Origin of the sequence: Kitasatospora sp. NPDC047058, from assembly GCF_040643935.1 — a bacterium.
Lineage (GTDB): Bacteria > Actinomycetota > Actinomycetes > Streptomycetales > Streptomycetaceae > Kitasatospora.
This window is the reverse complement of the sequence record NZ_JBEYVJ010000205.1, coordinates 1-12,921: the sequence shown is the minus strand read 5'-3', so window position 1 is coordinate 12,921 and position 12,921 is coordinate 1. Positions and strand designations below refer to the sequence as shown.

Genomic DNA, 12,921 nt, shown 5'->3' with positions numbered 1-12,921 from the left:
CCCGCCCGTTCGACCTGGTCTCCTCGCCGAGCGTCTGCGAGCACTGCTCCTCCGGCTGCGCCCAGCGCACCGACCACCGGCGCGGCAAGGTGCTGATTCGCCGTCCGGGACGGCGGCTACCCGCTGCTCACCGACCCGCGCCCGTACCCGCCGCAGCACCAGGCGTTCCAGACGTACGGGGGCCAGGGCATCGGCAGCCCCCAGTTCATGCCGAGCCAGCAGACCGGCCCGGGCCTCACCGCCCACGGCACGCACGGCAGCCACAGCACCCACGCCACACCCGGTGCGCACGGCACCCACACCACACACGCCACGCCCGGTACGCACAGCACCCACGGCACGCACAGCCACGGAACGCACCCCGCCGCCGCCCCACACGCCCCCGGCCATCCGGCCGCCCCAGCCCACCCGGCTGCCGAAGCCGACGCCGCCGGTGACGGCACCGGCCACGCCGCCCCGGCCCAGGGCGGCCAACCCGCCCAGCCCGCCGCCCAGTTCACCAACGGTCAGGGCTGGGTGGCGGCCGGCTACCTCGGCCCGGTCCCGCACCCGATGCCCGCCCCGGCCCCCGCCCCGGTGATGAGCACCGGCCCCGCCACCGGCCCCGCCACCGGCCCGGCCACCGGCGGCCGCCACCGCAACCTGCTCTCGCTCCCCCCGGGCCGCGGCGCCGACCAGCACTGACGGCCGGCGAGCACCGACCCCCCGGAGACCACCGCCCCCGGAGACGCCGAGAGGGCCCGGTCACCGAAGTGACCGGGCCCTCTCCTCACCGCCGGGCGCATGGACGCCCGCACGCACTACTTCTTCTTGCGCTTCTCCCGCACCCGCACGGAGATCGAGATCGGCGTCCCGACGAAGCCGAACTCCTCGCGCAGCCGACGCTCGATGAAGCGGCGGTACCCCGCCTCCAGGAAGCCCGAGGCGAACAGCACGAACCGCGGCGGCCGGGTGCCCGCCTGGGTGCCGAACAGGATGCGCGGCTGCTTGCCACCGCGGATCGGGTGCGGGTGGGCGGCGACCAGCTCGCCGAGGAAGGCGTTCAGCCGCGCGGTCGGGATGCGGGTCTCCCAGCCCTCCAGCGCGGTCTCGATCGCCGGGACGAGCTTCTCCATGTGCCGGCCGGTCTTGGCCGAGACGTTGACGCGGGGGGCCCACTGCACCTGGACGAGGTCGCGCTCGATCTCGCGCTCCAGGTAGTAGCGGCGCTCCTCGTCCAGCTGGTCCCACTTGTTGTAGGCGACCACGACGGCGCGGCCGGCCTCGACGGCCATCGAGATGATCCGGGTGTCCTGCTCGGCCAGGGTCTCGCTGGCGTCGATCAGGACGACCGCGACCTCGGCCTTCTCCAGCGCGGAGGAAGTGCGCAGCGAGGCGTAGAAGTCGGCGCCGGCGGTCAGGTGGACCCGGCGGCGGATACCGGCGGTGTCCACGAACTTCCAGGTCTTGCCGCCGAGTTCGATCATCTCGTCGACCGGGTCACGGGTGGTGCCGGCCAGCTCGTTGACGACCACCCGCTCCTCGCCGGCGACCTTGTTGAGCAGGCTGGACTTGCCGACGTTCGGCCGGCCGATCAGCGCGACCCGGCGCGGGCCGCCGGGGGCGGCGTCGCCGAAGGTCTGCGGCGGGGCCTCGGGCAGCGCGGCCATGACGGCGTCGAGCAGGTCACCGGAGCCGCGGCCGTGCAGGGCGGAGACGGGGAAGGGCTCGCCGAGGCCGAGCGACCAGAGGTAGGCGGCCTCGGCCTCGGTGGAGGGGCCGTCGACCTTGTTGGCGCAGAGCACGGTCGGCTTGCCGGCCCGGCGGATGATCTTGATCAGCGCCTCGTCGGTGTCCGTCGCGCCGACCGTGGCGTCGACCACGAACAGCACCGCGTCGGCGGTCTCGATGCCCAGCTCGGCCTGGGCGGCGACCATGGCGTCGATACCGAGGACGTCGATCTCCCAGCCGCCGGTGTCGACGACCTTGAAGCGGCGGCCGTTCCAGGAGGCCTCGTAGCTGACCCGGTCGCGGGTGACGCCCGGCTTGTCCTCGACGACGGCCTCGCGGCGGCCGATGATGCGGTTCACCAGGGTCGACTTGCCGACGTTCGGGCGGCCGACGACGGCCAGCACCGGCAGCGGCGCGTGGCTGCCGTCACCGAGGCCGTCGATGTCGTCGGGGTCGAACCCCTCCTCGGCGGCGAGCGCCATGAACTCGGCGTACTCGGCGGCGTCCAGCTCACCGTGTCCGGTGACGGAGTGCTCTGCGGTCATGTTCGTGTTTTCCGTTTCCCGGCGCGTCCCTTCCCAGGGACGCACCGTGCGTACCTGCCCCACCGGGGCAGCGCGAGTGGTTCCGGGGTGCCGCCACGGCACCCCGTTCATTGGGTGGTCAAACGATGATCGGCCCGGCTGGACCGTTCCCTGCCCGGACCGCAGCCGGACCGTGGCCCGGCCGGACGGTTGCCGGACGGCGGCCGGTCAGACCGCCGAGAGCCCGGCGCGCTCCTCCACCAACGCGGTGATCGTGCCGATCACCTGCTCCAGGGTGAGCTCGCTGGTGTCCACCAGGACCGCGTCGGCGGCCTGGGTGAGCGGGGCGGTCTTGCGCGAGGAGTCGGCCGCGTCCCGGCGGGCCAGGTCGGCGGCCATCGCGGTGATGGTGGCCTCGTCGACGCCCTTGGCGCGCAGCTCGGCCGCTCGGCGCTCGGCGCGGGCCGTCTCGGACGCGGTCAGGAAGATCTTGACCGTGGCGTCCGGGAACACCACGCTGCCCATGTCCCGGCCCTCGGTGACTATCCCGCGCTCGGCGACCTCGGCGCAGCCGCGCTGCAGCTCCACCAGCCGGGTGCGCACCGCCGGCACCGCCGAGACGGCGCTGACCTGCGCGGTCACCTCGGGGCCGCGGATCGGGCCGGACACGTCCTGCCCGTCGACGGTGATGGTCGGGCCGTCCGCGTCGGTGCCGGAGACGATCACCGGCTTGCCGCAGGCGACGGCCACGGCCTCGGCGTCGTTGACGTCGACGTCGTTGGCGAGCATCCACCAGGTCATCGCGCGGTACATCGCACCGGTGTCCAGGAAGCTGAGCCCCAGCCGGGCGGCGACCGCACGGGAGACGGTCGACTTGCCGGAGCCGGAGGGTCCGTCGATGGCGACGACGACCGGGGCGTGCGCTCGGTCGGCAGTGTCCACGGGCGAACCTCTCTCTGAGCCTGGGCCCGGGCGCGGCACAGCGCCTGCGCCGCGTGAAACCGGGGAATGTCTCCCTCAAGGTTAATGGACCGCCGCCCGACCCCGGCCCGCCCGGTCAACCGTCACTGCGGGACCAGCCGCCGGACCGCTTCGCCGAGGTCGGTACCGACGCTTCCCTCGATCGTCACGTCACCGCTGCGCGGGTCGAGCAGCCCCACGAGCCACTCCCCGCCGTCGGCCAGCCGGACGAGGCAGAAGGGGTCGTAGACCTTGAGGACGCTGAACGGCCGCCCGAGCGGCTGCTCGCCGCTCCCCCGCACGTCGAAGACCGCGCGGTCCGTGCCGAGCAGCCGCGGGGTGTCGATCCCGGACACCTCGCACACCCGCTCGATCGTCCATCCCGCCGGGAGCTGGTCCGCGGCCAGCGCCGCCTGCTCCTCCGCCGGGTCGGGGGCGGCCCGCACGATCTCCAGCACCGCGTGCCCGAGCCGCGGCCGGACGAAGCCGTCGGCGTCCCGCTCGATGCCGAGCACCCCGGCGACGAAGGCCATGTCCAGCTCGGTGTCCAGCCGCTTCCAGCAGAACGGCACCCGCGACACGTGCGACGGGAAGTCGTTCAGCATAAGGTGCGCGGTCTCCTGGTCCCGCCAGTCGAAGGAGGTCCGCGGGCGGGGGCCGGAGGGGCTCTGGCGGTGCGCGAAGAACGCGGTGATCCAGCCCGACACCCGGTCGCCCCCGGACTGCGACTCGAACTTGTACAGCGAACGCCAGAACGCCTCGTCCACCGGACCGCCCCCGGCGGTGTCGGCAACGGTCCGCAGCACCGGCAGCAGGCCGGCGAACCACGGCCGCAGGCCCTCGTCGAACGTCTCCGCCACCTCCCCGGCACGCCGCGCCAGCAGCCGCCAGTCCTCCGCCGTCCCCTCCAGCCGGATCCGCGGAATACCGCACATCGTGATCCAGGTGAACTCGTAGTACGGGCTGACCACGTCCATGAGCGCGACCAGGACCGAGGAGACGTCGTCCGGCGTGGTGGTGCTGAAGACGGGCTGGAACAGCTCCACCAGCTCGGCGCCCAGCGCCTTCTCCAGCGGCTCGCGGACCAGCCGGATCGAGCGGGACCAGTCCGGTTCGGGGTCGAGCAGGCCTGCGTCCACCACCTCGATGGACCGCTTGCCGACACCGCCCGCACCGCTCACCGCACTCGCGTCGCCCGCTGCACTCGCGTCGCCCGCGCCGGCTCCGCCTCCGCCGAACAGGGCGGCGTACCGGTCCGGAGCGAGCCGCACGTGAACGGCCACCTCGTGGACGACGGCGTACCAGAGCACGTCCGGGGAGAGGCTGAGCGGCAGGTGCCCGGCGAACGCCAGGTGCGCCGCGCGCAGCAGCAGGCTCCAGGTCGGCTCCGACTCCTCCGGCCGCAGGTGCGACTGCCCCTCCAGCAGCGTCGCCGCGCTGCGGTGGCGGATGCGGAACTCTCCGCCCACCGCCGCCGCCAGGAAGCCCTCGTTGCCGGCCTCGGCCGGCTCGCCGGCGGAACCGTGCCGGGCCTCCGTCTCCCCCAGCGGCAATTCGATGATCATGACGTTCCCCTCCCCCGTCGAGGCCCCGTGTCCGGCCGGGCGCTCAGTCCCGGACGCTCCACCCGCTCGCCCGCAGCGCCGCCGTCAGCGGCTTCACCGCAGCCGGGGCCACCGACAACTGGACGAAGCCGACCTGCTGGCCGGTCGAGTGCTCGATGGCGACGTCCTCGATGTTGACGCCCGCCGCGCCGACCTCGCCGAACAGGCGCCCCAGCTCGCCGGGCTGGTCGCCGAGCACGACGGCCACCGTCTCGTACCGGGTGGGCGGCGCACCGTGCTTGCCGGGGATCCGGGCCTGGCCGGTGTTGCCGCGACGCATCACGGCCGCGATCCCGGCCGCGCCGGCCGCCCGCTCGCCCTCCTCCGCGGCCTGCAGCGCCCGCAGCGCGGTGACGGTGTCACCGAGGTCCGCGGCGACCTCCTCCAGGATGTCGGCGACCGCACCGGCGTTGGCGGACAGGATGTCCACCCACATCCCGGGGTTGGAGGCCGCGATCCGGGTGACGTCCCGGACGCCCTGGCCGGAGAGCCTTATGGCCGTCTCGTCGGCGTTCTCCAGCCGCGCGGCGACCAGCGAGGAGACCAGCTGCGGGGCGTGCGAGACCAGGGCGACGGCCCGGTCGTGCGCGGCGGCGTCCATCACGATCGGCATCGCGCCGCACAGGGCGACCAGTTCCAGGACGGCGTTGAGCGTCTCGGTATCCGTGTCGGGGGTGGGGGTGAGCACCCAGGGCCGGCCCTCGAACAGGTCGGCGCGGGCGGCCAGCGGGCCGGACCGCTCGCGCCCGGCCATCGGGTGGCTGCCGATGTAGTGGACGGTGTCGCACCCCAGCGCCGTCACCTCGGCGCGCGGCCCGGCCTTCACGCTGGCGACGTCCGTGTACCAGCGGGCCAGGCCCCGCCGCTGGCAGTCGGCGAGCACCTTGCCGACCAGCGCGGGCGGGACGGCGATGATCGCCAGGTCCACCGGGCCGTCGGCGGGTTCGGTGGTGCCGGCGCCGAGGGAGGCGGCGGTGCGCGCCGCATCCGGGTCGGCGTCCTCCAGATGGACGGTCAGCCCGCGTCCGGTCAGCGCGAGCGCGGCGGACGTGCCGATGAGTCCGGTACCGACGACGACGGCAGTGCGCATGGCGGGTTGGCTCTCCTCACGGGGCTGGCCTGGACGTGCTCGCCCCATCCTCTCGCATCCCCACCACCCCCGCGGCCACGGCCGGAACCACCCGGCCGCCGTCCCCGTCCCCCCTCACAGGCGCAGGCACACACCGAGCAGGACCCACCACACAGGCACAGGACACGCAGCACACGACACGCAGGCACGCGGCATGCGGACACGCAGGCCACGGGCAGGGCGGACACCGCGGACACCGCGGACACAGGCGCGGGCGCACCGGCGAAATCCGGGGACGCCCACGCCCGGGCGAGGCAGACTGGCCGCGCAGGGGGCGGCAGCGCGCACACCGGCGCGAGCGGAGCGAACGAAGGGGCAGGCCGGGTGAACGATCAGCACACAGCGGACGGCAGGGAACGACCCGACGGACCGGCCGTACCGGCGGTGCCGGGGGTGCCGGCGGTACCGGCCCACCCCTCGGTGCTCGACTCCGTCGTGGTGTACGCCGCCGGCGCGGTCTGCCGCCGACGGGCCCGGGTGGCACTGCCGCCGGGCGGACGACTCCGGCTGACCGGGCTGCCGAGGGCGCTCGACGGACGGTCGCTGCGGGCCCGGGTGCTCGCCGGCCCGCCCGGCACCACCGTCACCGAGGCCCGCCTCGAACCCGTCGCCGAACTCCGCGCCCCCGCCGAACTCCCCGAGCTGCGGCACCGGTTGGACGAGGCGCGGGAGCACGAGGCGGCCGTCCGCGAGCGGCACCGGCTGGTCCTCGCCGCGATCAGCGAGACGGCCCTGCTGCGCGCAGTGCCGCCGCCGCGGCGGCGCGACGAGCCACTGCGCCGCACGCCCGCCGACGCCTGGCTGGAGCTGGCCGAGTTCGTCGACGAGCGGCTCGCCCGGCTCCAGGCCCGGGCCGAGGAGCTGACCCGGGAGATCGAACTCGCCGCGCACGAGACCGGGGTGCTCACCGACCGGCTGGCGCGCTCGTCCACCGCCGAACCGGCCCGGCCCGTGGAGACCTCCGCGACCGTCCTGCTCACCCTCGCCACCCCCGGCCACGGACCCGACCGGGACTCCCGCGACGGCGCCGACCAGGACCGCGCCCAGGACCGCGGCCAGGCCCCCGCCTCCGTCCCCGACGGCGCACACCCCGCACCCGCACCCGAGCTCGAACTCGAACTCGAGTACGGCGTCCCGGCCGCCCGCTGGGTGCCCGCCTACCGCCTGTCGTACCGCCAGGGCTCGGACACCGGGCAGCTGGTCCTGCGCGCCTCCGTCGCCCAGCAGACCGGCGAGGACTGGACCGGCGTCCACCTCGCCCTCTCCACCGCCGACCTGGAGCGCCGCACCGACCTGCCCCGGCTGCGCTCGCTGCGGATCGGCCGCAGCCAGCCGGCCCCGCCGCCCTCCGGCTGGCGCGAGCCCCCGGCCGGTCTCGGGGACCTCTTCACGGGCTACGACGCGGTGGGCCCCCGCCCCGGCCCCCGCCCGGCCGCGGTCGCGGTGGCCGCCGCCGCGCCCCGCCCGGCCCCGCCCGCCGCCCCGGCACCGCCCGGCGCGCTCCTCGTCGGTGGTGCCCACGCCGCCGAGGGCGACACCCCGCCCCCCGTGGTCTACGGCTACGGCGTGGCTCCCGCGCAGCCCGGAGGCCCCCTGCCGCCGCCCGCCGCCGCTGCGGCTCCGGCCCCCCAGGCGCAGGCCGCCCCGGCTCCCGCCCGACGGGCCCGCCGCCAGGGTGCGCCCGGGTTCGGCGGAGGCCGGCCCGGCGGCGCCCGCGCCTTCGCCGACAATGGGGCCGAGCCGGAAGCCGGCGCGGAGGCCGCGTTCGCGCCCCCGGCCCCCGACGCCGCGCTCCTCGACTACCCGGCCCTCGTCCTGGCCGGCCCCGACGCGCCCGCCGGCCGCCGCGGCACCCTCCGCCCCGCGGCGGACAGCCTGCCCGCCCGGACCGACCGGAGCGGCCAGCTCGCCGCCCGTACCCTGGCCGCCCTGCCGCTCCCCCGGCACGCCGTGCCGCCGCGCGACTCGGCCGGCTCCTTCGACCACCGCTTCGACGCCGCCGCCCCCGCCGACATCCCGTCCGACGGCACCTGGCACACCGTCACCGTCGGCGAGATCCCGCTCTCCGTCCGCTCCGAGTACGTCACCGTCCCGGCCGTCGAGGAGAAGGTGTACGGCACCCTGGTGCTCGCCAACCGGACCGCGCAGGCCGTCCTGGCCGGCCCGGTCGAGGTGACGGTCGACGGCGAGTTCCTGCTCACCGCCGCCCTGCCCACCCTCGCGCCCGGCGGGATGCGCCGACTCGGCATCGGCGTCACCGAGAGCATCGAGGTCGCGCGCCGCACCGAGCTGCACGAGTCCACGGCGGGCATGCTGAACAACAGCACCGTACTCGACCACCGGGTGCACGTGGAGCTCGCGAACCGGCTCGGCCACGCCGTCACCGTCGAGGTCCGCGAGCGCGTACCGGTCACCACGGACGCCGACATCCGGATCGAGGAGCGGGCCGACTGGCACGCCCCCACCGTCCCGTCCCCGGAGTGCCCGCCGAGCAGCCGACTCTGGCGGGTCGAACTGCCGCCGGGCGGCCGGGCCGGACTCGTCGGCGGCTACCAGATCAGAATCCCGGCCGGAAAGGCCATCGTCGGCGGAAACCGGAGGAACTGAACGATGACCAGCGACACCATCCCCCTCCCGGTCACCGCCGTCACCTGCCTGGAGGACCGCAGCCAGGTCGAACGCACCGTCACCGTCGACCTCGTCGCCGGCGTCCAGCGGCTGCGCCTCGGCCCGGTCACCGCCCTCGCCGTCGACCGCACCCTGCGCGCCGAGACCTCCGACCCGGGCGCCCGCGTCCTGGACGCCCGGATCGTGCGCGCCTGGACCCCGCGCTCCACGCTGCCGCCCGGCCCGGACGACTCCGCGCTGCGCCACCGCGTCCACGAGCTGGACCAGCGCGCCCGGCGCGAGGACCAGCTGCACGACCGCCTCCAGGCACGGCTCGCGCTGCTCGCCCAGCTCTCCGCCGACCTGCTGCGCGAGGTCGGCGAGGGCGCCGGCGCCGGCGAGGTCGAACGGGTCCGCTGGGCCCGCGAACTGGACCGGGTGGACGCCGAGCGCGAGCGCTACGGCGAGGAGCTGCGGGCCGTCCGCTCCCGGCTGCGCGACCTGGACGAGCAGCGCTCCCAGGCCCGCAACGCGCTCGACCAGGCCGAGGAGGAGCCGGCCGAACTGGTCGCCCACCTCGACCTCACCGTCGAGGCGGCCACCGCCGGCCCGGTCCGGCTGACCGTCGGCCACCTGGTGCCCTGCGCACTCTGGCGGCCGTCCTACCGGGCCACCCTGGCCGGCGGCACGCTGCACCTGGAGTCCGAGGCGGTGGTCTGGCAGCGCACCGGCGAGGACTGGACCGGCGCCCGGCTCACCCTCTCCACCGCGCGCTCGGCCCTGGCCACCGCCCCGCCCGCGCTCACCGAGGACGTGCTGATGCTGCGCGAGCGCAGCGCGGAGGAACGCCGCACGGTCGAGGTCGAACTGCGCGAGGAGGCGATCAGCACGCTCGGCCCGTCCGAGGCGGTGCCGGGGGTGGACGACGGCGGCGAGGTCCGGGTGCTGCGCGCCCCCGCCCCGGCCACCGTGCCCTCGGACGGCCGGGCGCACCGGGTGCCGCTGGGCGCCTTCACGGCACCGGCGAGCAGCGAGTATGCGTGCGCGCCGGAGCTGTCACCGCTGGTCACCCAGGTGGTCCGGTTCCGCAACGCGGCCGGGCACGCGCTGCTGGCCGGCCCGGTCGAGCTGGTCCGCGGCAGCGGCTTCACCGGACGCGGCGAACTGTCCTTCACCGCGGCCGGCGCCGACGCCGAGCTCGCGTTCGGCAGCTCCGACGGGTACCGGGTGGTCCGCGAGACCGAGGAACGCCAGTCCACCGCCGGCCTCACCCAGCGCTCGGTCACCACCCGGACGGTCCGGCTGCACCTCTCGCGGTTCTCCGGCCCGGAGGAGCGGGGCGAGCAGCTGGTCACCGTCCGCGAACGGGTGCCGGTCTCCGAGGTGTCGGCGGTGGAGGTGCGGCTGCGCAAGGAGGACTGCTCCCCGGCCCCGGACGCCTTCGACGCCGAGGGCATCGTCCGCTGGGACCTGCCGCTCGGCCCGGGCGCCCACCGGACGGTCACCCTGGTCTACGAGGTCTCCGCCTCGGCCAAGGTGGCCGGCCTGTGAACCCGGCCCGCCGGGTCGGCCGCCCCGGCCCGCCCCGGCCGCCCCGGCTGGCCCGGCTGGCCCGGCCGACCGCGCCGTCATGACGTCCGCTCACGTCCAAGCCCGAGTTCGACCGGAAGCTCAGGTACAAAAAGAACATGATCCTGCACCTCGCCCCCCTCGACGACTGGCTGGCCGACCCCGGCCGGCCCTACGCCACCGCCTCGCTGCTCACCGACGGGTTCATCCACTGCTCGGCGGACGAGCAGACGGCGCTCGCGGTGGCCAACGCCTTCTTCGCCGACGCCCCCGAGCCGCTGATGGTGCTGCTGATCGAGGAGGCGCTGGTGGAACCGATGGTCAAGTGGGAGGCCCCGCACGGGGCGCCGCCGCCCGGGGCGACGCCCGGCGTGCTGTTCCCGCACGTCTACGGCCGGCTGAACCGGTCCGCGGTGGTCGGCCTGGAAAAGGTCGAGCGCGGACCGGACGGCCGCTGGGCGAACCTCACCCCCTGGAGCTGAGGCGACCCCGCGCGCCCATCGGGCACCGGCGCGCAGGTCCTGAGCGCCGGCCCTGAACGCAGACCCTGAACGCAGACCCTGCGCGCAGGCCCTGCGCGGACCCGGGGCGCACGGGCTCAGAGCCAGCCGCGCTCCCGGGCCGCCATGCCCGCCTGGAACCGAGTGGTGGCGCCCAGCTCGCGCATCAGGCTCTGCAGCCGGCGCTGGGTGGTCCGGGCGCTCCAGCCGAGCGAGCGGGCGATCGACTCGTCGGTGAGGCCGGCCGCCAGCAGGCCCAGCAGCTTGCGGTGGTCGGCCTCCGGCTCCAGGGCGCCCTCGGCCGCGCCGATCGCGGCCTGGAGCTGGACGGCGCGCTCCCACTCCGCCTCGAACAGGGTGTCCAGCGCCTGGAGCAGCGCGGACGGGTGGATCACGTAGGCGGCGTCGAGCACGCTGTCGCCGACGCTGATCGGAATGATCGCCATCCGGTCGTCCGACATGATCATCTTCATCGGCAGGACCGGCCGGACCCGCGCCTCCTCGCCGTCCGCGACCCCGACCAGGATGTTCTTCTCCAACCGGCCCGGCCAGGCCACGGCCTCCCGGTCGTAGATGGTCCGGAACCGCAGGCCCTCCTTCATCCGCCGGCTCTGCAGCGGGATGTTGGCCACCGGGTCCTGGATGTAGGGCGGGCAGTCGAAGCCGCGGACCTGGTACTGGCTGGTCTCGGTGATGTGCTCCAGCCGCTGGGCGATCGCCTCGCCGCCGGTCAGCACCTCGACCGAGTGCGCCGGGTCGGTGTAGCGCGAGGCCTCCCGGAACGCGTCCATCAGGCGGTGCATCTCGGCCCGGGCGTGCCGCAGTTCGGACTCGCGGTGGCCTATCAGGGTGCCTATCGCCACGTCGGGCGCGACCGGCAGGAACCGCTGCCGGTCCACCGGCGCCCGGGTCGCCATGCCGTGCTGCGCCAGTCTGTCGAGTGCGCGCATGCTCTGCTGGAGGGTCAGCCCGCAACACGCCGCCAGGTCCTCCGCCGTCGACTGCGGATTGGCCACCAGCGCCGCGTAGACCTGTCCGTCCGGTACGGCCAGCCCCAGTGCGCTGAGTGGTGCATCGGACACGACGCCGCTCCCCGTCTCGCCCCTCGTCCGCGCCGCGATGGCGCAGTCCCGCCACTCGGCGGGCCGTGGTCAGGTGGCAATCTTCGGCCACGGATCATGACGCTGACAAGGCGGTGACCAGGCGATGCGTCCCGGCTCACAGCAGAACCCGCCGAACGGCGTGAGGGCCTCCCCGCCACTCGGCGGGGAGGCCCTCAGGGCACAAACGGCGAACGCTCGAATATGCAGACCGGTCTACAGACCAGCTTCTCGGGCACGAATTATGTCGACCGGTCTACTGATCGGCCGGTCGACCGAGCGCGCCCGAACGAAATATGCCGACCGGTCTACAGATCAGCTCCGGCGAATATCCCGACCGGTCTACAGACCGACCTCGCGCATCAGCTGGCCGACCTCGGGGTTGGTCAGGCGGCGCAGCCACCCGGACTTCTGGTCACCCAGTGCAATCGGGCCGAAGTGGGTGCGCACCAGCTTCTCGACCGGGAAGCCGGCCTCGGCCAGCATCCGGCGGACGATGTGCTTGCGACCCTCGTGCAGGGTCACCTCGACCAGGTAGTTCTTGCCGACGTTGGAGACCACCTTGAAGCTGTCGGCCCGGGCGAAGCCGTCCTCCAGCTCGATGCCCTGCGCCAGCTGCTTGCCCAGGTCACGCGGGATCGGGCCCTGGATGGCGGCCAGGTAGGTCTTGGTCACGCCGTACCGCGGGTGGGTGAGGCGGTGGGCCAGCTCGCCGTGGTTGGTGAGCAGGATGATGCCCTCGGTCTCGGTGTCCAGGCGGCCGACGTGGAAGAGCCGGGTCTCCCGGTTGGTCACGTAGTCGCCGAGACACTGGCGCCCGTCCGGGTCCTCCATGGTGGAGACCACGCCGGCCGGCTTGTTCAGCGCGAAGAACAGGTAGGACTGGGTGGCGACGGTCAGGCCGTCCACCTTGATCTCGTCCTTCTGCGGGTCGACCCGCTTGCCCTGCTCGGTCACGCGCTTGCCGTTGACCTCGACCCGGCCCTGCTCGATCAGCTCCTCGCAGGCCCGGCGGCTGCCGATGCCGGCCCGCGCGAGCACCTTCTGCAGCCGCTCGCCCTCGGGCTCGCCGAAGGTCTTGGGCAGCTTGACTGCCGGCTTGTCGTGCCGGGCCAGCACCGCGTCCTCGATCCGGGCCTGCAGCTCGCGCGAGCGCTGCGGCTGACGGCGCGGGTCGCCCGGGGCGCCCTGGCCCTCCCGGCGCGGGCGCGGGGCCGG

The 12,921-nt window shown here is 74.9% G+C and carries 10 protein-coding genes; 4 read left to right on the top strand and 6 right to left on the bottom strand.

Translation table 11 applies throughout. From position 1 onward, the window contains the following. Window positions 1–207: 207 nt before the first annotated feature. Window positions 208–684: a hypothetical protein gene (locus ABZ885_RS25755; protein WP_360193074.1), complete on the top strand. Its 477-nt coding sequence runs from the start codon at window positions 208–210 to the stop codon at window positions 682–684. Window positions 685–800: 116 nt separating this feature from the next. Here the strand turns inward: ABZ885_RS25755 and der are convergent, their stop codons facing one another. From der to ABZ885_RS25735, 4 genes are all read right to left on the bottom strand, one after another. Then, a complete protein-coding gene (gene der, locus ABZ885_RS25750) occupies window positions 801–2,255 on the bottom strand; it encodes a ribosome biogenesis GTPase Der (RefSeq protein ID WP_360193072.1) in 1,455 nt (484 codons plus the stop codon). 207 nt (window positions 2,256–2,462) lie between these two features. After that, entirely contained in the window at window positions 2,463–3,176 is a 714-nt protein-coding gene (gene cmk, locus ABZ885_RS25745; protein ID WP_360193069.1) for a (d)CMP kinase, read from the bottom strand. Between the two features lie 122 nt (window positions 3,177–3,298). Next, window positions 3,299–4,759 (bottom strand): DUF4419 domain-containing protein, encoded by a 1,461-nt coding sequence (locus ABZ885_RS25740; RefSeq protein ID WP_360193067.1) that lies wholly within the window; start codon window positions 4,757–4,759, stop codon window positions 3,299–3,301. A gap of 43 nt (window positions 4,760–4,802) precedes the next feature. Beyond that, complete coding sequence (locus tag ABZ885_RS25735; RefSeq protein WP_360193064.1) at window positions 4,803–5,888, bottom strand: prephenate dehydrogenase; 1,086 nt, start codon at window positions 5,886–5,888, stop codon at window positions 4,803–4,805. A 474-nt stretch (window positions 5,889–6,362) separates the two neighbouring features. Here ABZ885_RS25735 and ABZ885_RS25730 point away from each other — a divergent pair, with 474 nt between their 5' ends. From ABZ885_RS25730 to ABZ885_RS25720, 3 genes are all read left to right on the top strand, one after another. Further along, the gene (locus tag ABZ885_RS25730) at window positions 6,363–8,534 is read left to right on the top strand and encodes a DUF4139 domain-containing protein (protein WP_360193077.1); all 2,172 of its coding nucleotides are present in this window, start codon (window positions 6,363–6,365) and stop codon (window positions 8,532–8,534) included. 3 nt (window positions 8,535–8,537) lie between these two features. Beyond that, window positions 8,538–10,085 (top strand): mucoidy inhibitor MuiA family protein, encoded by a 1,548-nt coding sequence (locus tag ABZ885_RS25725; protein WP_360193061.1) that lies wholly within the window; start codon window positions 8,538–8,540, stop codon window positions 10,083–10,085. A gap of 137 nt (window positions 10,086–10,222) precedes the next feature. Then, entirely contained in the window at window positions 10,223–10,585 is a 363-nt protein-coding gene (locus ABZ885_RS25720; protein WP_360193058.1) for a DUF952 domain-containing protein, read from the top strand. Window positions 10,586–10,701: 116 nt separating this feature from the next. Here ABZ885_RS25720 and ABZ885_RS25715 read toward each other — a convergent pair whose 3' ends face one another. Next, a complete protein-coding gene (locus ABZ885_RS25715) occupies window positions 10,702–11,685 on the bottom strand; it encodes a helix-turn-helix domain-containing protein (protein WP_360193055.1) in 984 nt (327 codons plus the stop codon). Window positions 11,686–12,045: 360 nt separating this feature from the next. Continuing rightward, a partial coding sequence (locus ABZ885_RS25710) for a pseudouridine synthase (RefSeq protein WP_360193052.1) occupies window positions 12,046–12,921 on the bottom strand: 876 nt, incomplete at its 5' end.